Source organism: Paenibacillus sp. lzh-N1, assembly GCF_002872435.1.
Taxonomy (GTDB): Bacteria; Bacillota; Bacilli; order Paenibacillales; family Paenibacillaceae; genus Paenibacillus; species Paenibacillus polymyxa_C.
Genome location: NZ_CP025696.1, coordinates 5,499,319 through 5,521,610, shown reverse-complemented (window position 1 = coordinate 5,521,610; position 22,292 = coordinate 5,499,319). Strand labels below are relative to the sequence as shown.

Here is a 22,292-nt window from a genome sequence, read left to right as displayed (position 1 = left end):
CAATGCTATTTTCATATAGAGATGTGTGAGGCATACGCCTATGGTGCAAAATGCGAATAAAAAGGAAAGAGGTGTGAGAACATGGACAAGAAAGCGGATATTCGCACATCCATGAAGGAGTTATTTGCACAGATGAATGAAGCCTTTTTTATGGATGTGGAAGAAAATGTACCGTTCGAAATGCGTGATGGGAACGTCGATGAGGAGGGATGGATCAAGTGGAAACCTATTCCTTCACAGATTACAGAACAGGAAGTTCGGGATATGGAAGAAAAATACCATTTTGAACTGCCGCCTCTGCTGAGGAATTTTATCATGTCCTACCATTATGTATCTTTACAATTCGATAATGAATCTATTCCGGGAGTATACTGGAGCGATTGTACGTTTGTAGAGTTTCCACGTCTGCCGATAGGTCATGGCTTAAAAGCATTTTATGATTTGATCGATCAATGGTCACCTTTGCTGTCAGCAGGCTATATTCCGTTTGCAATTGCAGAAGACGATCAGGGTCCTGTGTGTTTAAATGCAGGCAGCAGACATAAGGACGGAGATTATCCTATTGTCTGGTTCTTTCATGAGGATCTAAGGCATTTGGATGAGGATGAGCTACGGATCAGGAGTAATCTGCTTCCTCATGTGCAGGGGCTGTTTCCATCCTCTGTCGAACTGTTTAACGTTATGTTTAAGCAGATCAGACACTAGCGATTTCCTGAAATGTAATTTTACTGTGCAGGTTAAGCAAGATATTGACATAAAAAATGAGGAATGTTATAAAAAAGGTAGGCTAGCACTCGAATGGTGGGAGTGCTAACAAAGTTGAATCGTTTGCATAGCTCTTATCCGCTGGCCTTACATAGGTTTATATTTGAAAGGAGATATCCGAATGGAGAAAAAACAGTTTCAGGCTGAGTCCAAGCGTCTGCTCGAAATGATGATTAACTCGATTTACACTCAAAAGGAAATTTTCCTAAGAGAGCTGATCTCCAACGCAAGTGATGCGATTGACAAAATTTATTACAAAGCACTGACAGACGATCAATTGGTCTTCGACAAAGAAAATTATTATATTAAAGTAATTGCTGATAAGGATAATAGAACGCTAACTCTGCGTGATACCGGGATTGGGATGACCAAGGAAGAACTGGAAAATAATCTGGGCGTCATTGCTAAAAGTGGTTCATTGGCATTCAAAAATGAAAATGAGTCCAAGGATGGTCATGACATCATCGGTCAATTCGGCGTCGGCTTCTATTCAGCTTTCATGGTAGCAGATGTAGTTACAGTAACTACCAAGGCTTTGGGAAGCGATACGGCTTATAAATGGGAATCAACAGGTGCTGACGGTTATACCATTGAGGCGGCTGAGAAGGACGAGGTCGGAACCGAGATTGTACTGAAAATCAAGGAAAACACCGAGGATGAGTCCTACGACGAATATTTGGACGAGTACCGTTTAAAAGCGCTTATTAAAAAATACTCTGACTTTATCCGCTACCCGATTAAAATGGATGTTACAGGCAAGCGTCTGAAAGAAGGAAGCGACAACGAGTTTGAGGATTACAAAGAAGAACAGCGTATTAACAGCATGGTGCCCATCTGGAGAAAAAATAAAAGCGAGTTAACCGACGAGGATTATCAAAATTTCTACGCGGAAAAACGCTATGGCTACGACAAGCCGCTCCAGCATATCCATGTCAGCGCGGACGGCGCGGTAGTGTACCAAGCTATTCTGTTTATTCCTGAGAACATACCGTTTGATTTTTACTCCAAGGAATATGAAAAAGGACTGGAGTTGTATGCCAACGGTGTACTGATCATGGAAAAATCTCCTGACCTGCTGCCGGATTATTTTAGCTTTGTGAAAGGTATGGTTGACTCCGAAAGCCTGTCACTCAACATTTCGAGAGAAATGCTGCAGCACGACCGTCAGTTGAAGCTGATTGCCAAAAATATCGAAAGTAAAATTAAAGGCCAGCTGTTGACTCTGCTCAAAAATGATCGGGAGAAATATGATCAATTCTACAAATCATTTGGCAGACAATTGAAATTCGGTGTCTACAACGATTACGGCAGACATAAAGAAACCCTTCAAGATCTGCTTATGTTCTACTCTTCTACAGAGAAAAAACAGGTTACTTTGGACGAATATGTATCTCGTATGCCAGAGGATCAAAAGTATATTTATTATGCTTCCGGGGAGTCCAACGAGCGTATTGAAAAGCTGCCGCAGACCGAATTAGTGGCCGATAAAGGCTATGAAATTTTGTACTTCACTGATGATATTGATGAGTTCGCTATTAAAATGCTCTTAAGCTATAAAGAGAAAGAATTCAAATCCGTATCGAGTGGCGATCTGGGGATTGAATCTGACGAAAATGAGAAAGAAACTGAAGCGGAACAAAACGACAACAAGGAGTTGTTCGAGTACATGAAGGGCTTGCTGGAAGGCAAAGTATCCAGTGTAAAAGCCTCCAAACGCTTGAAAACACATCCGGTATGTCTGTCCGCAGACGGCGAAGTGACTATTGAGATGGAGAAAATTTTGAACGCCATGCCGAATAACACTGATGTCAAAGCGAATAAAGTGCTGGAAATCAACGTGAACCATGCGGTGTTCAACTCTTTGAAAGAAGCCTTTGCCGAGGATAAGGAGAAGGTAAACCTCTATACGGCATTACTGTATAATCAAGCTTTGCTGATCGAGGGCTTGCCGCTGCAAGATCCGGTTGAATTCACGAACGATATTTGCAAAATCATGGTTTAATATGCTTTATTACGATGTAGAGCCGTTCCCGTACCGGGGGCGGCTTTATTTATTATGACACTTCTTAAAGCTCCATAATAGGTCGTATAGTGCTTACACTAGAAGTGTAAGGCTACAACACTATGTTGACTATAATCCATACCTAGGAGGGCGATTGTATGAGTCTGGACCGAAACCCATTGAAACTCCAAAAGTTAAACCGAAGTGAGCTTATACAGTTGGTGGACAAAATTATCAGAGGCGAGGGAACGGAGGAGGAACTTGACAGCATGCTGACTGAAGTCATGCAAAATACACCTCATCCGGGGATTAGTAATTTGATTTATTGGGATGACCGTGATTTGAGTGCGGCAGAGATTGTAGATGAAGCATTAGCCTATCAGCCCATTATTTTACCACCCCATGAATCTTCTTCATAGGACGCGGAGGGGTGGTCTTTTGTTCAAAAATAAGATAATATGATTTCTTTAAGACATGAGCATTATATTCAAGAAAACTTCCATTAAAGGTGTGCCGGATTCCTTGTAATGTATGGGGAAATGTTTGCTTTTGGCTCGCTTCACAAAGAATTTATGCATAATTTTGGGATTTGTAAAGTTTTTGTGACATGCTCCTGTGAATTTTGACACAGCAAATTGTCGTTTTTCTTGATTATTTGGTGGGATGTCTTTATAATCATTTTGTTTGCAAGAATGAATAGCGATTAGCGTATGGAATAAGGAGGTTATTTATTTTGGGAAAAGCATTGATTATTGGCGCCGGTGGCGTGGCCAGCGTTGTGGTGCATAAATGTTGCCAAAACCCAGATGTATTTGAAGAAATTTGTATCGCAAGCAGAACTGTTGAGAAATGCGATGCGCTTAAAGAGAAGCTGGGTGGAGGTCGTACGAAGATCCAAACGGCTCAGCTTGATGCTGACAACACCGACATGGTCATTGACTTGATTCGAAGCTTTCAACCGGATGTAGTTATCAATGTGGCTCTCCCTTATCAGGATTTGACGATAATGGATGCTTGCCTTGAGACAGGTGTTCATTACGTTGATACGGCGAACTATGAACCGCCGGATACGCCGAAGTTTGAATACAGCTGGCAATGGGCCTACAAAGAAAGATTCGAAAAAGCAGGAATTACAGCTCTGTTGGGCAGCGGTTTTGATCCAGGCGTGACTGGAGTATTTACGGCATATGCTCAAAAGCACTATTTTGATGAAATTCATACGATTGATATTGTGGATGCAAATGCAGGGGACCACGGATATCCTTTTGCAACTAACTTTAATCCGGAAATCAATATTCGTGAAATTACAGCGAAAGGCCGTTACTTTGAAAACGGAGAATGGATTGAAACTGAGCCACTTTCTGAGAAAAAGGTATACGACCTGCCTGAAATTGGACCGAAAAATATATATCTTTTGTATCATGAGGAACTGGAATCTCTTGCAGTGAATATTAAAGGCGTGAAAAAAATCCGCTTCTGGATGACGTTCTCGGACAATTATCTGAATCATTTGAACGTACTTCAAAACGTAGGCATGACTTCGATCGAGCCTATTGATTATGAAGGACAACAAATCATTCCACTGCAATTCCTGAAAGCTATTTTGCCGGACCCGGCTTCTCTGGGACCAAGAACAAAAGGCAAAACAAACATTGGCTGCATCATCCAAGGCGTGAAAGATGGAAAGCCGAAAACCTATTATGTTTACAACGTTTGTGATCATGAGGAATGTTATGCAGAGGTTGGCTCCCAAGCCATTTCTTATACAACAGGTGTTCCTGCCATGATCGGTGCAATGCTTATCATCAAAGGTCTCTGGAAAAAGCCAGGCGTTTACAACGTTGAGGAATTCGATCCAGATCCATTCATGGAAGCACTAAATAAACACGGATTGCCATGGCAAGAGAACTTTTCGCCAACGTTGCTTGATTGAGGTCTGCGATGAATATTGATATTACCGGACTCCCATCACCTTGTTATCTTGTTGACGAAAGACTTCTTGTCAAAAACCTTGAGGTTTTGAATTCCGTACAAGAGCGTACAGGTTGCAGTATTCTGCTTGCTCTTAAGGGATTTTCGATGTTTTCGACTTTTCCTCTGGTTGGCAAATACTTAAAAGGCGTAACCTCCAGTTCGTTGTTCGAGGCAAGACTCGGTCGCGAAAAAATGGACAAGGAGGTTCACGTATACGCACCAGCTTATGTTGACAGTGAATTTGATGAGCTATTGGAGTATGTTGACCATATTGTTTTCAACTCCTTTGATCAACTGAACCGCTTCAAAAGCAGAGTGCAAGGCGTAACTTCCAAAAAAATCGATATCGGCATTCGAGTGAATCCGGAATATTCGGAAATTGAAACACCGCTGTATGATCCTTGCTACAACAACTCCAGAATGGGTGTGACTCTGGCTAACTTTAGACCTGAGGATCTGGATGGCGTGGACGGTATTCATTTTCATACGATGTGTGAACAAAATTCAGATACGCTGGAGCGCACTATTAAAGTCGTGGATGAGAAATTCGGGCCATACATTAAGCAAATGAAATGGCTCAATTTTGGCGGCGGTCACCATATTACCAGAGAAGACTATGATCTGGACACACTGGTACGCTGTATCCAATATTTTCAGGATAAATACGGTGTGCAAGTTTATCTCGAGCCAGGCGAAGCTATCGCTCTGAACACCGGATATCTGGTCGCGACTGTACTGGATACGATGAAGAACGGAATGGATATTGCCATTCTGGATACTTCGGCTGAATGTCATATGCCTGATGTGCTGGCTATGCCTTACCGCCCGAATATCATTGGTGCTGGCAAGCCTGGTGAGTATGCACATACTTACAGACTTGGAGGACTTACGTGCTTGGCTGGAGATGTGATTGGTGACTATTCCTTTAAAGAGCCATTGAAGCCGGGAGACAAGCTTGTATTCTGCGACATGGCCCATTACACGATGGTCAAAAACCATATGTTCAACGGAGTCAACCTGCCAGCCATCGCCAGCTACAACGATGAAGAGGGCATCAAGGTAATCCGTCAGTTCTCCTACGAGGACTTTAGCTCGCGTTTGTCGTAAAGAATAAATAATGTAAAGTGACTTAACACAAGAAGCCGCGTCCCTGAAATAGGGGCACGGCTTTTGTAATTAGTATTTATTGATTATCTAAGCTACTAAGTAAATACATAATTTTAGTTAGGTTCAGTAGAGACTTTATAAAAGAACGCTCTGCCTGTGTAAGGTTCAAGTCCTGGTGCTTCGACGACTAGGTAGTATTCCTTACCTTTTTCAAATTCTACATCTAAAAAATATTGATCGTCTCTTGAACGACTCAATTTATGATGATTACTATTATAGACAGTCATTTGCAACCAGGAATCAGAGTATCTGTCTCCCTGAATTGTAAAATGAACTTTTTGCGATTCATAAGCCTTAAATTTATATACATCATAGGCTTCCCAGACTCCAGGAACTCCTTCTTTACCAAGGGTCCCAATGATAGAATCACCTACAAAAAAAGGGTTAGCTTGTTCGAAGGTGCCATTTGGTTCCTGTTCATTTCCAGTAAGGGTTGGAACAGCAATTAGTTGCTTGTTTGCTGTAGGATTTGTTTCTTCGGCTACAGCGATACCAGTAGTAGTACTCAGCATAAGTGTAAGACCTAATGAAGCTAACAACATTTTTTTCATAAAATAAAACACCTCTCTTTTTGGTATTATCCCCTTCTAGTAGACAAGAGAGAAAAGACATCTGTTAAGATGGACTTAATCTTGTTGAACGGAGGGGATTTTTCATGGCTAAAAAGGGACAATCATTCCGGCAATACTCCTTAGATGTAAAGATGGAGGCAGTCCGGTTGGTGAACGAAGAACATATGAGTATTCGTGAAGTGACGAAACAATTGGACATTCGTAATAAATCCCAAGTGCAAAGCTGGGTGATGAAACATCGAGCGGGGGAGAACCTCCAGCCAACGACCACAAGGCAGGGACGACCCAAAACGAAATTTTCCAGTATGGAAGAGGAGATGGCGTATCTACGGGCGGAGATTGAATATTTAAAAAAGCAGTATCCAAATCTACACAAGGAGTGACGAGGAAAGAAGCGAGGTTTGAAATTATTGAGGGAATGCGAACACGATATTCGTTGAAATGGTTACTTGAATTAGCCCATGTTTCTCGGGCAGGATATTATAAATGGAGAAAGACTCAGCAAACAACCCAGCAGCGTAAGCAAGAAGAAGAGCTTCTGGAATCGCATATGTTGTCGATCCACCGGATCCATCCCTATTTTGGTTATCTGCGGATGACCGTTGCTTTACGTAGAGAAGGTATCTTGGTCAATCACAAAAAGGTGTACCGCCTAATGAAGAAATTAGGGATCCGTTCCGTCATTCGAAAGAAGCGGCGCTTTTTTGGCAAACAGGCATCTGTGGTAAATGCCAACCGATTAGATCGACAATTTCAGGCAGATTCTCCTTTATCCAAGCTGGTTACCGATATTACATACATACGAGCTGGAGAGCGGTTTGTATATCTCTCTGTCATTCAAGATCTGTTTAACAATGAAATCGTGGCTTGGCGTCTTTCGGAACGAAATGACCTTGCTCTAGTTAGCGAGACGCTAGACGTTCTAAGTAAGAACGTGAACATGGAGGGTGTCATTCTCCATTCAGACCAGGGTTTTCAGTATACCTCCAAGCCGTTTAACCGCAAACTTAAGCGGCTTGGAATACTTGGGAGCCATTCAAGGCGTGGAAATTGCCTAGACAATGCCTGTATAGAATCCTTCTTCTCCCATCTTAAAACAGAGAAGATTTATTTAACGAAACCCGGAACCCTAGCGGAGGTAGAACAACACGTACGGGAGTACATTTCTTTTTATAATGAAAATAGATTTCAGAAAAAATTAAACAACCGTTCCCCGATTGAATACCGAGAAACGGTTGCTGCTTAAAGATGTCTTTTTAGTTCTGTCTACTTGACAGGGGTATGACCATTTTTAAGGGTTATATTCTTATATGAATATATCAGTAATTATTTTTGAACTATTTATATATCCTTCAATAGAAAAGGATATACACAAAATAAGTAGAAGGTACAAACGAGCCATAAAACGAAGAAGGTATGAACGTAAAAAACCGTCAGTTCTTCTACGACGATATAGCTATATTTGCCGTAAGATAATAGGGGGGTTCAAAGATGTAAACTCAGTAAAAAGGATCGCGTTTTTTGTTATACTTCAACTTTACTACTAATTGATTTGTTTAATCGTAGAAGTAACTCTATAGTCAAACAATTGACCAACGTCAGCATCAGTTGCTTCTACTAACAAGTAGTAAGTTTCTCCAGCTTTAAGATTTAAACCTAAACGGTATTGACGCTCTTCTGCACTTCTTTTGACGCTTCCATTACTGTCAGCCACACTAAGCCTCATCCATGCTTTGGGATATATCTCTCCTTGAATATTAAATTCGTAGAATCCAGACTGAGAAGCTGTAAACTTATAATAATCGACAAAGTCATAATAGCCTGCATATCCTCCAGGGATTTTTCTTCCTAAGCTCCCATAGATATCGATTCCATCTCCTACTGTTATTTCACTGGTAATCTCATCAAACCAGTTATTAGGCTCTGTGTCGGCGTACCAAGAATTAGAAGGCTGGATAGATTCCTTTTGTAATGCGGGTGCTACTTCTTGAGCTTCTTGAGCAGATGCAACGGCGGTGGATGTGCTTAATAGAAGTGCAAGACCTAGTGTAGAAAAAACTGCCTTTTTCATTTAATCATCTCTTCCCTTCTTTTATTTTGGGATTTATACGAATATATATAACCAATCCCATCCAGTATTATATATTGAATCCCAATAAATTGGAATAAAAATGTAACAAAAAATAAAAATATATATTTTTTTGTCACAATTATGAGATTTTACAAATTTATTCATTAAACTTCAATTAAGAGTTAGCCAACTTACTGTATACTATAGAATTCCATCTTAATATGCTTTTGTGAAAAGGGGCATCCTATTTTAGGAGTAACACAAGCTATGTTATACTCCATAATTGGAGGTGAGAAAAATGTTCGACCCGACCGTTTTTGATAATTTAAAAGTGGCTATGGAAAATGCGGTTTATGATCTGGATAATCTGGATTCACGTATTAACATTACACAGCGAATCGATAGATTGGAAATGTCGGTAATGTCGCGTGAATTTGGTGTACAGTTCAGTCTGAGAGAACAGCTGGGTGTGACGGCAGAACTTCAACTAAAAATGGATTTAAACAACCTGGCTGCAGAAATTTTGGAAATGGAAGATCAAACTCCGGGATGTAGCTTATTGCTGTATTTTGATATGAAGATTCGAGATATTGAGACACAATGCAGCCGGATTGAAAAAATACTGGCCGAAATTTGGAAGCCTGAACTTCGACCAGTACAGACGCTAAGTCAGATTTACGGAGAGAAGACATCTACATACCATAATAGGATTGAACTCCAATTTTCCAGGCAAATTAACGAAGATCAGATGGAGGATATTCCAGAGTTGTTGGAACATATGTTGCTGACGCTTACGGAATTAAACAAGATCTAAACATCCCTTTTCCTCTTAATAAAGACAGCCTGTCATTTGGGGAATTTAGAGGTAAAGGAGCTAGGGATATATGATAAATGAACACGATTTTCCTGAAATATATGCGATTATGGAGTCTTCTTTTCCAGCATCAGAATGCAGGACGTTTGAGGCTCAAAAGGCTTTGCTAAAACATCCTAGCTATCGCATCATGACTGAAAAGAATGAGCAGGGGAACATAGTGGCTTTCTTGGCAGGTTGGGAATTCGCGCATTTTCGGTTTGTAGAGCATATTGCGGTAGATTCCCGTATACGAGGTGGCGGATTAGGCAAAAAGCTTACGAGTAGGTTTGTCTCACGGTCTGATCAGCCGGTAGTGTTAGAGGTTGAGCCGCCAGTGGATGAATGGTCACGAAGAAGAATCGGTTTTTACGAACGATTGGGGTTCCGTTTGAACCATTTTGAATATGTACAGCCCCCTCTAAGAGAAGGACAGGCGGATCTGCGGCTTCAAATTATGAGCTATCCAGATGCGTTGGCTGAATCGGCGTTTGCTCCTTTTAAAGAGATTTTATATACCGAGGTTTATGGGCTTAAATAAGAGACTAGACAGTTAGTAGATAAAATTAAAAGGCTCTGCTTGTGCCGTATGGATACGGGAGCGGAGCCTTTGCTCTAACAAGTTAAAGGGTGCTTCATTATTATTAATGTTTAGTCCATATCATCACAAATTCCTTCTCCTCAGTTTCGGCATCCACAGATTCCGCTTGAATGGTAAATCCATTTTTAGTATAAAAGTTAAATGCTTTCGTGTTGGACTGATACACCTTTAATTGAATTTCGTCATGATGCTTCTTAACCCAATCTAATAGTAGCTTTCCATAGCCTTTTCTTTGAGAATCAACACGTATAAACAGAGCAGCCAAGTATCCATCCAACATGGAAACGAAGCCGCCAATCGTATGATCATCCTGTATGATAACGTAGTTTTGAGCGAGGGGAAGGTACTTGTTCTCCATCTCGGCAGCTTGAGATTTCCAATACTGTGGAGCAATAAAATGATGGGCTTCTACAGAAGCATCCAGCCAGATGGCTACCAGTTCTTTCAACTCTTCTACTTTCACAGGTCTAATCGACATTGTAACGCCTCTTTTCACATTATGTAATCTTATCTATATTAAGTATGATACTGAAATAAAAAAGACCGTCCGTGGACGGTCTTTCTACCCGTGGCGCTTAATTAAAACCTTGATCCGTATCCCGCGCCTCCTTCAACTCTGTAAATTAGAGAATAACGGACCGGGTAAGGGATACGCTCAACATGTGATTATTGATGTTGACGCACCTCCTTTCCTGATGCATTCATCTTACCATATCTGGTTGGTGATATCCAGTGATTTTATTATATTTGCTAGTATTATTCATAGAAAATATAATATAAAAATGGCTTGCTTTTAAATTCTATGCAAGATATAATCTTAATTACGGTGATTAAAAAAATTGCCATCAATACATAGTATGCGGTCGTGGCGGAATTGGCAGACGCGCACGGTTCAGGTCCGTGTGGGCTAACCCCCCGTGGAGGTTCGAGTCCTCTCGACCGCATTATACCTAACCATTACAGGTTCTTGGATTGGCTGGATGCCACCAAGAGCCTGTTTTTATATGGTTAAGATGCGTGTTGTAAAACAGCCATTTTATTTATACTGGAATATATATTTAATATAGTCCTTTGCGCTTTGGTTAATGTCTTCATCACTTGCTTGAAACGAGGCTCCAAAGACAGCGAAATAGGGTGATGTCGTGGCGCCAACATGTACTGCGCTTGCTTTGAAAGGTGCTATAACTTCATCTACCGTATAGGTAACGGAACCAGTAGATAAGTAGTTTTCTTTTTTATCACCAATCGACATGGCGATCCCTAGCTTCTTTCCTTTTAACTTATCACCTTTTGAACCATAAGCCCATTCATGCGTAAAAACATCATCAAACCACTTTTTTAACAGAGGAGGGTAACTGTACCAATATAAAGGAAATTGAAATATGATATTGTTGTGTGCTTCAAGTAACTTTTGTTCTTTCAAAACATCAATGCTCCAGTTTGGATACTCTTTATAAATTTCATGAATTGTAATTTCATTGGTATATTGAAGCAATTCTTGTTTCCATCTTTGATTTACTCTGGAATCTTCAATATTCGGATGTGCTAAAATCACGAGAGTCTTCATCATAAATCACCTTTCTTACATAGCATCATTTGCTTTTTGGGGATACGTCTTATTATTCTGTACGCTATAAAAAAAGTAAATACACACAATAAAGTAATATAGTTACTTGAAAGTGTGCATGGTACTTAGAGTAAAGATATGTGACTATAGAATTAATTGGATCAACTTAGTTATTTTAGCGGTGAAAAGGTGGTCGTATGAAACAATATAATTTAGGCATAGAAGCAACACTTGAGATCATCGGAGGTAAGTGGAAATCCTTAATCATATGTTTATTAATGGCTGGTAGAAAGAGGACAAGTGAATTACAGCGTAGTATACCAGGCGTTTCTCAAAAGGTTCTTATACAGCAGCTTCGTGAACTTGAGAAGGATGGCATCGTTGGCAGACATGTGTATAATCAAATGCCTCCAAAAGTGGAGTATTATATAACGGAATATGGTATAACAGCAAATGAAATAATTGATTTAATGTGTACCTGGGGAAGATCGAATATCAAAAAAAGACAACAGCAAGGAGAAGATGTGCGGTTGTTAGAAAGTGAGTCAAAATGAATAGTAGAGTGAAAGAGCGCTGTAGACTATGATGTTTACGGCGATTTTCTTTTTTATCATAGAGTCGGTAGATTGGGGATGTCTGTTGTCGTAGTATATAAACAGTTACCTTCAAGACTATGTTATATGTTGAGCCGCAAGCTGATTTGTAATATAGTTATGACTGGACAACCATTCCATCAATATTAAATGAATGCCAAAGTAGGGGGACCCTTGCAATGATTATTAAACCGAAAATTCGTGGTTTTATATGTACGACTGCGCATCCTGCAGGATGTGCGGCTCATGTTAATCGCCAAATCGACTACATCAAAGACAGCACGTCACTACAAGGAGCAAAAAAGGTACTCGTGATTGGAGCATCCACAGGTTATGGACTGGCTTCCCGCATTGCTGCAAGCTTTGGTATGGGAGCTGACACCATTGGAGTATCCTTTGAACGTCCTGCATCAGAGGGGCGCACGGCATCGGCAGGCTGGTACAATACAGTGGCCTTTGAAAGAGCAGCCAGAGCGGCTGGCTATATAGCGGAAAGCATTAATGGAGATGCTTTTTCCCATGAAATTAAGCAGGAGACGTTAAAGCTGGTCAAGGAAAAACTGGGCAAGGTAGACCTGATCGTGTATAGTGTCGCCTCACCACGGCGGACCCATCCAGATACAGGTGAAACCTTTAATTCCGTTCTCAAGCCGATCGGACAGCCGTTTACGAATAAAACGGTGAATACGAATACGGGTGTTGTATCGGAAATCACATTGGAACCAGCTACGCAGGAAGAGATTGAGAACACCATCACAGTCATGGGTGGCGAAGATTGGTCCTTATGGCTTAAAGTGTTGGAAGAAGCTGATCTGCTGGCTGAAGGAGTAACCACACTGGCTTACTCGTATATTGGTCCTGAAATTACGGAGGCTATCTATCGTAAAGGAACCATTGGCGCAGCTAAAAATGATTTGGAAGCCACAGCGCATACTTTAACAAAGCAACTGGAGTCTTATCATGGGAAGGCCTACGTTTCAGTGAATAAAGCTTTGGTTACACAATCCAGTTCGGCTATCCCTGTAGTGCCTCTGTATATTTCCTTACTGTTTAAGGTCATGAAAGAAAAAGGACTGCATGAGGGATGTATTGAGCAGGCGCAACGTCTGTTCGAGACGTTATACAGTGGGTCCACTGTGGAAACGGACGAAGAAGGACGCATTCGTCTGGACAACTGGGAAATGAGAGAGGATGTGCAGCAAGCTGTTAAAGCGGCTTGGTCTGAGATCACTACCGAAAACGTATCCGAACTGGGTGATCTTGAACAATACCGTCTGGATTTCCTTCAATTGTTTGGATTCGGATTTGATGAAATTGATTATGAATTGGACATTGATCCAGAAGTTCACACGAATTAAGTAAAATAGGTTCCAAGTCAAAAACGGGTACTCTCAAGCTGCGATGGCTTGTGAGACCCGTTTTTTATGTATGCAGGCAAATAAAAATGGGTTGGTTCACCAACAAATTTCATCGAGAATTAGACGTAGAAAGCGACTTCCGGTGCAGCAAGCGAAAAACGGCAATGGTAATGATAATCCCTGCAATGCCAAAAACCGTGACAGAAGTCAGTGCGCGATAAGCTTGCCAGCCGAACAAAAAAGCAATCCCACTGCCAAACGTTGTACCTGCCAGTAACCCGAGTGCGCAGGCAATGTCCGTTCCAAATTTCATCATCATGTTCCTTTCGAATGGTTGAATTGAATAGTAACTTGTACGTTTTTTCTGGACTTGTACCTACACTTGTGCGTACAATTAAATAGTAATCGTTTTCAAACGGAATCTATTTATTAGTATGGATCATTCTTGTACAAATTATTCCTTTTTCAGGAGGCTTATGAAATGAATATGAATGAGCAAATCAAACTGTGGAACGAAGAGGCGCAGGCTAGTAACGCTGATCATCCTCACCGAAAGGTTGAATTGTTTATCGAGGTACGGGATGGAGCACTTGAATCCATTGCTTCTTATTTAATTCAACAGAATTATCGGCATGTCACTCTGGTAGAGGATGAGCATACTTCAGCGGCAGCAGGGAAAAAAGTAGCTGAATTCATCCGTGAAGCAGGTTTGACAGTTGATGTAGTTCGGCTGCCTCCGAATGCGGTAGGGGATGTTATTGCTGATGAAACTTATATCATGAAGGTTCTGCTGGGTGTGGCGGATCAAAGTCAGGCTGTGCTTGCTGTAGGGTCCGGTACAATTCACGATCTGGTTCGCTTTGTGTGCTATAAAATGAATCGTCCGTTCTTGTCAGTCCCAACGGCTGCCTCCGTAGATGGTTTTACCTCCGCTGGTGCCCCATTAATTGTAGATGGCAGCAAGCAGACGTTTCAAGCCGTTCCGCCGGAGGCGATCTTCGCTGACTTGTCCGTATTGGCGAGGGCCCCTCAAACGATGACTGCTGCGGGTTTTGGCGATATGCTCGGTAAGTTTACCTCATTAGCAGACTGGCATGTGTCCAGAGATTTGGGAAACGAGCCGTATTCACCTGTGGCTAACCGAATTACCGAGGAGGCTTTACGTGCCTGTGTAGAGCATGTTGATGAGATTGCGGCAGGCAGCAAGACAGGTGTCGAGGTGTTGATGAATGCGCTGATTGCATCCGGTATTTCGATGTTGATGATTGATCATTCCCGCCCTGCATCAGGTGGAGAGCATCATATTTCTCACCGAATTGAGATGGATTTTATTGCAGAGGGGCGCAAGCAAGTTTTGCATGGTGCCAAAGTGGGCGTTGCCTCTGCTTTACTGTCTGATATGTACAGGGAATTGGCTGCCAATCAGGATGTGGAGGCTTTTAAAGTATATCGGACTTTGCCTACATCGGAACAGATGCGTGCATGGCTAGCTCAGGTTGGAGGTCCGTCTACCATTGCCGATCTGGGGGTTACGCAGGAACAGCTTGATCGTGCTTTGCGTACGGCACATACTTTGCGTGATCGCTATACCGGACTCAAGTATATGAATGAACACCAGTTGCTCCGTTCGTAATGTGTGTTACACCTACACCAGAATCCTTTAGATACTCAGTCTAAGCATGGGAAGGGGGTTGTGAATGGCTTTACGCCTCCGGCAGCTATACAACGATATCCTGCTCCTGTAACATTTGTATGTACAAATGGACGATATGCTATAATCGGAATACGAATAGGTACATGATATGGCAAGTACGGAGGAAATTATGGCACCCAAATATATACAAGTTAAACAGGAAATTTTATCATGGATTCATTCATGCAAACTGGAGCCGCAAAGCCAGCTTCCTTCTGAACATGAAATGTCTGAACAATTTGCAGTTAGTCGGCAAACGGTGCGTCAGGCGCTGGGTGAGCTGGTACAGGAAGGTTGGCTGTTTCGCATACAGGGCAAGGGAACCTTTGTCGCAACACGGGATCATAAGCAACCCGAAGATCCACGGACAATTGGAGTCGTTACAACCTATATATCGGATTATATTTTTCCATCCATTGTACAAGGAATTGAATCCAAGCTAAGCCGGCAGGGCTACAAGCTACTGCTATCAAGCACAGGTAATGACCCTGAACAAGAACGTCAGTGCTTGGAAATGCTGCTGAGTCAACCACTGAGCGGAATTATTATTGAGCCGACCAAAAGCGGGGAACGTAATCCCAATTTGAACTATTATTTAACCGTGGAAAATCGCCAAATCCCTTATTTAATGATCAATGCGCGTTATGAGGAGATGGACGCACCTTGTCTGCGTTTGGATGATGAGAAGGGTGGTTTTTTGGCAGCAGAGCATTTGATCAAGCTGGGGCACCGGCGATTGGCTGGTTTTTTCAAAACCGATGATATGCAAGGAATTCTGCGGATGAAGGGATTTGTAGCTGCTCACCGTAAATATGGAGTGACCTTACATCCGAACGCAGTAACGACGTACCGGACTGAAGAAAAAAATGAGCTTCCGTTACAACGCGCATCGCAGCTGCTGGCGATGGAGACAGGGGAACGTCCGACCGGATGGGTGACCTATAATGATGAACTGGCGGTGCGGCTACTGGATATTGTACGTTCGGCGAACCTGAGCATTCCCCAAGATCTATCGCTGGTTGGGTTTGATGATTCATTTTTGGCGACAGCCACGGAAATCAAACTTACAACCATTCGGCACCCTAAGGAAGAATTGGGGTTACGTGCCGCCGATACCATGCTATCGATGATTAAAGAGAAGGGGTATCGTGAAGAAGATCGTCAGTGGATTATACCTCCAGAGTTGATTGTACGCGAATCCACGGGACCAGCTCAGGCAATGTCTGGAGGATTTTGAAATGGGGCTATCAATCGTTTGGGTTCAACGCTGAATTTTGAATGGCATGCTACTCGCCATACCGAACAGCCTGTTTTCTGGATTGCAGAAAATGGGCTGTTTTTTCTATACATTTTCGAAAATGTATACATAAAACTATCAAAAAATACATAAAAAAGCTGGTTGAGTTGTACGTACAAGTGTGTGATGAGAGTGGTAACAGAAATGAAAGTAAGAAGAGTGACCTAAATATATTAGGAACATTAAATCAGGACGTTTGGGAGGACAGACTTGCAGCCGTGGCTGCAGGAGCTGGAGCTGGAGGGTACGACAATATCGTCGAAGCAGCGCGCCATATGGCACGTGTACGGGACGAGAGCTTCAAACACATCCCCGAGAACGCTGCCGTCTATAATAAGCTCTATGAGGAATACAGCCGTCTTCACGACTACTTTGGATGTGGGGGCAACCCAGTTATGAAAAAGCTGAAGGCTATCAAGGCAGAAGCTGGACGTTCAACTGAAGCGGCAAGCACTCATTCCTAAGAAGTATACAAATTATAAGCAAGAAGCATTTAAATTTTGCAATCTAAAAAGCACAGTACACCGAGGAATCGGCAGACTGTGCTTTTTTGCTTTTATATTCTGTGAATTACATGATGTGAAAGCCTTATGCATGAAAGATGGTAATGCGTTCCTTTCAAAGACTTTCATGAAAAATTCAATCGTTTTGTTTTAAAGGACATTTTTACTTTTTCAGCATGGCATCAGCAAACAAAATGGATTTTGGAATACGGAAAAACTGTTCCGCCTGATCCTGGAAAGTTTGCGAAGGAACGGTACCCTGATGCAACCATTTCCGAAATGTACCGGGGTGAACGCCAATCCAATGACTGACATCAGTCACCGAAATATCATGTACCATGCACAAACCCGCCAAAATCCGGTTTTTAACTGGAGAACGAGTTACAGTCCGTTTCATAAAACGGGACGGCGATGGTTGACAAATGAGCGGTGAACGCCGGACAACCTCTTCATTAAATAGAATATGGTGCGGATAACCAAGTGTGTTACACGTCTTTTCCAGATTAGTGTTGCCGGGAATACGACCTTCATATACCCACGCGCTGACGCTGCGAGAGGAGATGGAAAGCTCCTCGGCAAGTTGGGACAGTTTAATGTCATTAGCCATCAAAACGGCAAGCAGAACGCGATTGCGTACTTGACAGCGTGTTGGTTTGCGAAAACGTTTGACACGCACGCCTTTTCCCAAATATTTGCGATTGATCAGAGACCACGCCTGAATGGAATGTTTGTCTTGTTGTTTAGGCATATACCCTCCGATTTTTTTTAAACACATACTACTATACCCGAAGGGGGCTTTGCAAGTGACTCCTATCCTGATTTTCTTTTAATCCCATGGGCTTAACCGGTTTATGGAAAATAAGGTCCATTTGACCTATAAAAATGGAAATTTAAGGTGTCGATATATTAAAATGTGACATTTTTTGTGGAAATAGAGGTAATATGTTCTTCTCTTACGATTGTGAGGATGTCAGAGAGAAAAGTGGGTTTTTGCGCTATATGATTAAGGTAATGGTATGGAGAATGTAATTGCTTTACAGCAGGTACGAAGGTTCAAACAGACGAAAGGGAGAAGAATATCGAAGACGTTGAGGTCGGAGATAGGATTCTTTCCAAAGATGAGGCAACGGGTAAGGTAGCTTATAAAGAGGTTACGGCTACGTTTATCACAAGACGGATGAGATTTACCAAATTAAAGTGGGTAACCAAGTCATTGAATCGACCTTCAATCATCCTTTCTATGTGGAAGGCAAGGGATGGAAGTTCGTCAAAGATCTTAAAATCGGTGACTTGCTTGTTCAGAGTAACGGGAATACACTCAAGATAGACAGCATTAAAGTGGAACACAAGCACGTCACGGTTTACAACATGACGGTTGATGAGTACCATACCTACTTTGTAAGTGACCTTAATATTTGGGTTCATAATATAGGTGCGTGTGGATACACCAGTATTAAGAGTAAAGAAATTAACAACGTATAATAAACTTGCTAAAAAATATACAAGAAAAAGCGGATGCAGCTTTTAAGCAATTCAAGGAGAATCCGGAGCATCCAAGTCTGAATTTCGAGCACCTAAATGGTGCTCCAAGTGGTAGAAAGTATGTGTCTCCCTGATCGAAGGTTCTTTTGGGCTTATGGAATAATTCGAGAAAACGGTGTAAATGAGTGGCTTGGAATAAACAACCACGACTACAAGGCCGTCATTAGGGAATTAAAGGCTGCTTTTTGAGTGTAAGGAGGAGTCTTATGGGATGGAAACATATTGTTCTAGAGGCAAGTTGTTTCTATAAAGACAATGAAGAGAATCATGGTTCAAAATGCTGTAAGGGAAATATAGGTGTTCACTGTTTAACTTACAACCAAGATGGTCATCAAATTTGTCCCAATTTGGTTTTCGGTAAAAGTAGGACATCGGTTATTGCAACCGATAAAGATGGTAATGCTGTGGACTCTTCTACGTTTTGGACGGACGAAAAATTAAGTCCTGAAGAATGGGTGAGAAGAGAAGATGAATGGTTAGATGAGAAGAGAAAGCTAATGAATATGAATGGTAAGTAATGGGACTCAACAAAAAGTTTGGATAAGAGAAAGACCTTGAGAGTACATCATCTCAAGGTCTTTATTTTTACCCCCGCCCAGTGCCGAATGAATTGGGCGCTAAGTCTAACAAAATTACTCCTCCTTACTCCCGTTTAATTTTTCTCTAATACGCCTGTACACTATACCAGATAGTTTCGTGTTATGATCTTTTTTATTATTACTTCTTGACTGATAATAAATCTATGATCCTGACCAAATGTTCCAATAATTTCAATATATTGACCCTATGACAGGTTAAACTACACCGGATCACTATTAATTCAAATGAATAGGATGATGAATTTGGAAATAAATCTTAAACGGCCTTATGGTGTGATTAAGCATAATATGTCAACGGAGAATATTGCTGACTTGATAAGGTTATTCATTGAAAAGGATTCAATTGTATTATTTTCCTTTTACGAAAGGAACATGAATTTATTTGATGTGAATACACAGAATTTTATCTCAGAGAGATGTGTTTTTGTGAATTCTGAGTGGGTGTTGCCATGGAAGGAATCTATACCTCATTGGAATGAACCGAACCAGACACCGCCGAAAATAATGTGGTTTTCAGTGATGCAAAAAGAAGATATTATTAAAGCAATTGAAATTGATCATTTATTTAGATGTATTGTCTTAAAAAAGGATTCAGATTTTAAACAACATTTCAATGTTTTATTCCATCAGGAATATTATCCGTCTAGTGATGAGGATGACTATGAATATTTTTTAGGATTTACAAATAAGAATTTGTTTCTTGCTAATTATCTGGATAAAGTTAAAAAGAGGTTTGAGGTATCATTAATAGAATAGGCAATATGGAAAGACCTTGGGAAGCGGCAATCCACTAAGCTTTCTTTTATATCACCCCCTAATACCAAACCAAGTAAATACAGATATCACTGTATCTATCTCCAAGCACCTTACCTTCATTTCCTTCCAGTAGGCTCTAGGCTCCATCAAAAGAATCTACTACCCCTTGAATTCTTCTAAACACAGTCGATTTATTCACAACTTTGTAACTTTCTCTGGCAGGGGGGTTGCGAGATTGTTTTCAAATTGTTTTACTATATTTACCTACTATAGTCTGGTAATCTATTAATATGTATAGGGGGCCAAAAGACGTCCGGTTCAGTCGGTTGAGATGCGTTTATGTTCTTTATGTTGAGTGAATGTCTATATTGCCATGTCTATATCGTCATGTCTGTATAACTTCATAGACAAGCTAGAGATAGCTCCCGCACATTATAAAATACAGCACAGGATGGTGTAATGAATGAAGCTTTTAAAAGTAAAATGGATGGCTGTATGCTTGATGGTAATCTGTTGTTTGGGTTTGCTGGGTATACATACGAATACAGCGAGTGCACAAGCGCAGGCTCCTTTACTTGGTGTCAATGATGTTTTGCTAGATTCGAATACGATTAAGCCTGTAATGGAAAATGATAAGTTGTATGTTCCTATCGTGACATTAGGGCAAAAGATGGGCATTTCTACTTCTGCCAATGGAAATACATTGGTGCTGACTGGACATAATCGCAGCTTTACGCTGGATTTGAACAAAGGTGATGTGTTTGAGCGTGGAGGACGTACGATGGTGCCGATTCGCACTTTGACCGATGCGTTTGGCTTCACTATTACGATTCCTTCGAGTAATGTGTATCGAATTCAGAATGCAAATGCTAGTTTGTCTGATTCTCAGTTCTTGAATACATTTGCAGCAGAAATTAAACAGTACGTAGCCGCCAAGCCAGACAAAGCCAGCAATACAGGCAATACGGGAAATGCCAAGCCTTCCAGCCGAACCATTTATTTGAGCTTCGATGATGGTCCTACAGCGCATACGTCGCAGCTGCTGGATATTTTGGACAAATATAATGCCAAAGCTACGTTCTTCATGCTGGGGCCTGAAATTCGCCAACATAGCGCAGTGATGAAGAGAATGGTAGACGCAGGGCATGGTTTGGGCCTACATGGGATGACACATCAGGTGAAAAAGATCTATGCATCCCCGGCAGCAGCATTGGCAGAGATGAATCAGGATAACGATATTTTATTTAAGGCCACAGGGAAACGCACTTCTTTGATTCGTACACCTTATGGCAGCAAACCATATTTGAAGAAAGCATACCGTGATCAACTGACGGGTGCAGGCTATCATATTTGGGACTGGAACATAGATTCGAATGATTGGCGTTATACTAAAAATCCACAGCATTTTGTACAGACGGTCCTCAGTGATATTAAGAGACTGAAAAAGCAAGGCAGAACACCAGTCGTTCTTATGCATGATAAGCCATCTACGATCAAGGTGCTTCCACAAATTATGGCGGCCTTGCAGAAAGAAGGATATTCGTTCGAGCCGTTGAATGATAAGCTGACTCCGCTTAATTTTTGGAATGATCACCGTTAATAGAATAAACTTGAAAGGAAAGCAGGCTACCCTACTTCGATTTTTTTGATAGAGGGTAGCCTGTTTTTTATATAAATGATAAGCAAAAACCAAATGTCATGGATAAAATAGATAGACAATTATTATATTGCCCTAAAAATAAGTAAGGCATCTTTATCGCTCCTTTATGGGGCTTTGAGGGTGCTTTTATTATTTGCTCGAAAATGGTGAAATTCACAGCTCGTTTTATATGAATCTATGAATTCATATCTACGTACAGGTCATATGACTTTACGGGTGACCACGTCGCTGCATATATTACAATAACCGCCCCGAGAGGAGGAGCAGGTATGAATATTAATCCGAGTATGTTTAGTATGATTTGTGCCACCGCAGGAGCGATTATTACGTTTGCCTTTGGCGGCTGGAATCAGCTTATGGTGCTATTCACGGTTGCCATGGCTGTTGATTATGTAACTGGAGTCGCCGCCGCCGTGAAGACTGGGCAAGGGTTAAGCAGTAAAGCCGGCTTTTGGGGGTTGGCGAGAAAGGCTTTAATGCTCATGGTGATTTCTTTGGCGCATCATGTGGATCTCCTGATGGGTACGGAAATCATGAAAGGGGCGGCAACGTATTTCTATTTATCCAACGAATTGATCTCAATTACGGAAAACTGTTCACGAATGGGTCTGCCGCTTCCACCGAAGCTTAAGAATTTTTTTGCCCTATTAAAGGACAAGGAGTCTGATGGTAAAAATGGTGGAAAAGATCGTTAAGATCACAAAGTTTCTTTCCGTATG

23 protein-coding genes, 1 tRNA gene and 2 pseudogenes are annotated in these 22,292 nt (G+C 41.4%); 20 read left to right on the top strand and 6 right to left on the bottom strand.

What is annotated here, in order from left to right; genetic code table 11:
- Positions 1–81: 81 nt before the first annotated feature.
- From C0638_RS24500 to nspC, 5 genes are all read left to right on the top strand, one after another.
- A complete protein-coding gene (locus tag C0638_RS24500) occupies positions 82–705 on the top strand; it encodes an SMI1/KNR4 family protein (protein ID WP_058712333.1) in 624 nt (207 codons plus the stop codon).
- A 181-nt stretch (positions 706–886) separates the two neighbouring features.
- Positions 887–2,767: a molecular chaperone HtpG gene (gene htpG, locus C0638_RS24495; protein WP_102163821.1), complete on the top strand. Its 1,881-nt coding sequence runs from the start codon at positions 887–889 to the stop codon at positions 2,765–2,767.
- 158 nt (positions 2,768–2,925) lie between these two features.
- On the top strand, positions 2,926–3,186 hold the full coding sequence (locus C0638_RS24490) for a bacteriocin immunity protein (RefSeq protein WP_013370429.1): 261 nt from the start codon (positions 2,926–2,928) through the stop codon (positions 3,184–3,186).
- 314 nt (positions 3,187–3,500) lie between these two features.
- A complete protein-coding gene (locus tag C0638_RS24485; RefSeq protein WP_013370430.1) occupies positions 3,501–4,700 on the top strand; it encodes a saccharopine dehydrogenase family protein in 1,200 nt (399 codons plus the stop codon).
- Between the two features lie 8 nt (positions 4,701–4,708).
- Positions 4,709–5,848, top strand: coding sequence for a carboxynorspermidine decarboxylase (nspC, locus tag C0638_RS24480; protein WP_013370431.1), 1,140 nt, complete (start codon positions 4,709–4,711; stop codon positions 5,846–5,848).
- A 113-nt stretch (positions 5,849–5,961) separates the two neighbouring features.
- Here nspC and C0638_RS24475 read toward each other — a convergent pair whose 3' ends face one another.
- Positions 5,962–6,459, bottom strand: coding sequence for a hypothetical protein (locus tag C0638_RS24475; RefSeq protein WP_058712366.1), 498 nt, complete (start codon positions 6,457–6,459; stop codon positions 5,962–5,964).
- 104 nt (positions 6,460–6,563) lie between these two features.
- Here C0638_RS24475 and C0638_RS24470 point away from each other — a divergent pair.
- Positions 6,564–7,726 (top strand): IS3 family transposase gene (locus C0638_RS24470; protein ID WP_442792739.1). Its coding sequence is split into 2 segments (ribosomal slippage): positions 6,564–6,828 and positions 6,828–7,726, totalling 1,164 coding nucleotides; the frame shifts between segments, so codons are not numbered across the junction.
- A gap of 297 nt (positions 7,727–8,023) precedes the next feature.
- On the opposite strand, the gene C0638_RS24465 is transcribed toward C0638_RS24470, so the two are convergent.
- Complete coding sequence (locus tag C0638_RS24465) at positions 8,024–8,551, bottom strand: hypothetical protein (RefSeq protein WP_013370433.1); 528 nt, start codon at positions 8,549–8,551, stop codon at positions 8,024–8,026.
- Between the two features lie 298 nt (positions 8,552–8,849).
- On the opposite strand from C0638_RS24465, the gene C0638_RS24460 reads away from it, so the two are divergent.
- A complete protein-coding gene (locus tag C0638_RS24460; RefSeq protein WP_058712169.1) occupies positions 8,850–9,365 on the top strand; it encodes a hypothetical protein in 516 nt (171 codons plus the stop codon).
- A 70-nt stretch (positions 9,366–9,435) separates the two neighbouring features.
- Positions 9,436–9,945: a GNAT family N-acetyltransferase gene (locus tag C0638_RS24455; RefSeq protein ID WP_058712170.1), complete on the top strand. Its 510-nt coding sequence runs from the start codon at positions 9,436–9,438 to the stop codon at positions 9,943–9,945.
- Between the two features lie 103 nt (positions 9,946–10,048).
- On the opposite strand, the gene C0638_RS24450 is transcribed toward C0638_RS24455, so the two are convergent.
- A complete protein-coding gene (locus C0638_RS24450) occupies positions 10,049–10,483 on the bottom strand; it encodes an N-acetyltransferase (RefSeq protein WP_058712171.1) in 435 nt (144 codons plus the stop codon).
- 381 nt (positions 10,484–10,864) lie between these two features.
- Between C0638_RS24450 and C0638_RS24445 the strand changes: the two genes are divergently transcribed.
- Positions 10,865–10,949: transfer RNA gene (locus C0638_RS24445), tRNA-Leu, on the top strand.
- Positions 10,950–11,041: 92 nt separating this feature from the next.
- Here the strand turns inward: C0638_RS24445 and C0638_RS24440 are convergent.
- Positions 11,042–11,572 carry an NAD(P)H-dependent oxidoreductase gene (locus C0638_RS24440; RefSeq protein ID WP_058712172.1) on the bottom strand — a complete coding sequence of 177 codons (531 nt, stop codon included), beginning with the start codon at positions 11,570–11,572 and terminating at the stop codon, positions 11,042–11,044.
- Positions 11,573–11,769: 197 nt separating this feature from the next.
- Here C0638_RS24440 and C0638_RS24435 point away from each other — a divergent pair, with 197 nt between their 5' ends.
- Both C0638_RS24435 and fabV read left to right on the top strand, forming a co-directional pair.
- Positions 11,770–12,126 (top strand): winged helix-turn-helix transcriptional regulator, encoded by a 357-nt coding sequence (locus tag C0638_RS24435; protein ID WP_013370440.1) that lies wholly within the window; start codon positions 11,770–11,772, stop codon positions 12,124–12,126.
- A 218-nt stretch (positions 12,127–12,344) separates the two neighbouring features.
- Positions 12,345–13,523, top strand: a complete 1,179-nt coding sequence (fabV, locus tag C0638_RS24430; protein ID WP_058712173.1) for an enoyl-ACP reductase FabV — start codon at positions 12,345–12,347, stop codon at positions 13,521–13,523.
- 109 nt (positions 13,524–13,632) lie between these two features.
- Here the strand turns inward: fabV and C0638_RS24425 are convergent, their stop codons facing one another.
- Positions 13,633–13,836: a hypothetical protein gene (locus C0638_RS24425; protein ID WP_013370442.1), complete on the bottom strand. Its 204-nt coding sequence runs from the start codon at positions 13,834–13,836 to the stop codon at positions 13,633–13,635.
- A gap of 168 nt (positions 13,837–14,004) precedes the next feature.
- Here C0638_RS24425 and C0638_RS24420 point away from each other — a divergent pair, with 168 nt between their 5' ends.
- The 3 genes and pseudogenes from C0638_RS24420 to C0638_RS24410 all read left to right on the top strand — a co-directional run.
- Complete coding sequence (locus tag C0638_RS24420; RefSeq protein ID WP_058712174.1) at positions 14,005–15,156, top strand: sn-glycerol-1-phosphate dehydrogenase; 1,152 nt, start codon at positions 14,005–14,007, stop codon at positions 15,154–15,156.
- A 190-nt stretch (positions 15,157–15,346) separates the two neighbouring features.
- Complete coding sequence (locus C0638_RS24415; protein WP_058712175.1) at positions 15,347–16,453, top strand: GntR family transcriptional regulator; 1,107 nt, start codon at positions 15,347–15,349, stop codon at positions 16,451–16,453.
- 275 nt (positions 16,454–16,728) lie between these two features.
- Positions 16,729–16,977: pseudogene (locus tag C0638_RS24410) on the top strand (FGGY-family carbohydrate kinase); the annotation flags it as partial.
- Positions 16,978–17,179: 202 nt separating this feature from the next.
- Here the strand turns inward: C0638_RS24410 and C0638_RS24405 are convergent.
- Entirely contained in the window at positions 17,180–17,764 is a 585-nt protein-coding gene (locus tag C0638_RS24405) for a helix-turn-helix domain-containing protein (protein WP_013370447.1), read from the bottom strand.
- Between the two features lie 330 nt (positions 17,765–18,094).
- On the opposite strand from C0638_RS24405, the pseudogene C0638_RS26265 reads away from it, so the two are divergent.
- From C0638_RS26265 to C0638_RS24380, 6 genes and pseudogenes are all read left to right on the top strand, one after another.
- Positions 18,095–18,384: pseudogene (locus C0638_RS26265) on the top strand (polymorphic toxin-type HINT domain-containing protein); the annotation flags it as partial.
- On the top strand, positions 18,385–18,498 hold the full coding sequence (locus C0638_RS26260; RefSeq protein ID WP_244491608.1) for a hypothetical protein: 114 nt from the start codon (positions 18,385–18,387) through the stop codon (positions 18,496–18,498).
- A gap of 266 nt (positions 18,499–18,764) precedes the next feature.
- The gene (locus C0638_RS24395; protein WP_058712177.1) at positions 18,765–19,076 is read left to right on the top strand and encodes a hypothetical protein; all 312 of its coding nucleotides are present in this window, start codon (positions 18,765–18,767) and stop codon (positions 19,074–19,076) included.
- A 318-nt stretch (positions 19,077–19,394) separates the two neighbouring features.
- A complete protein-coding gene (locus C0638_RS24390) occupies positions 19,395–19,913 on the top strand; it encodes a hypothetical protein (RefSeq protein WP_102163819.1) in 519 nt (172 codons plus the stop codon).
- 463 nt (positions 19,914–20,376) lie between these two features.
- The gene (locus tag C0638_RS24385) at positions 20,377–21,513 is read left to right on the top strand and encodes a polysaccharide deacetylase family protein (protein ID WP_058711179.1); all 1,137 of its coding nucleotides are present in this window, start codon (positions 20,377–20,379) and stop codon (positions 21,511–21,513) included.
- A 329-nt stretch (positions 21,514–21,842) separates the two neighbouring features.
- Positions 21,843–22,268, top strand: a complete 426-nt coding sequence (locus tag C0638_RS24380) for a phage holin family protein (RefSeq protein WP_013370454.1) — start codon at positions 21,843–21,845, stop codon at positions 22,266–22,268.
- Positions 22,269–22,292: the final 24 nt, after the last annotated feature.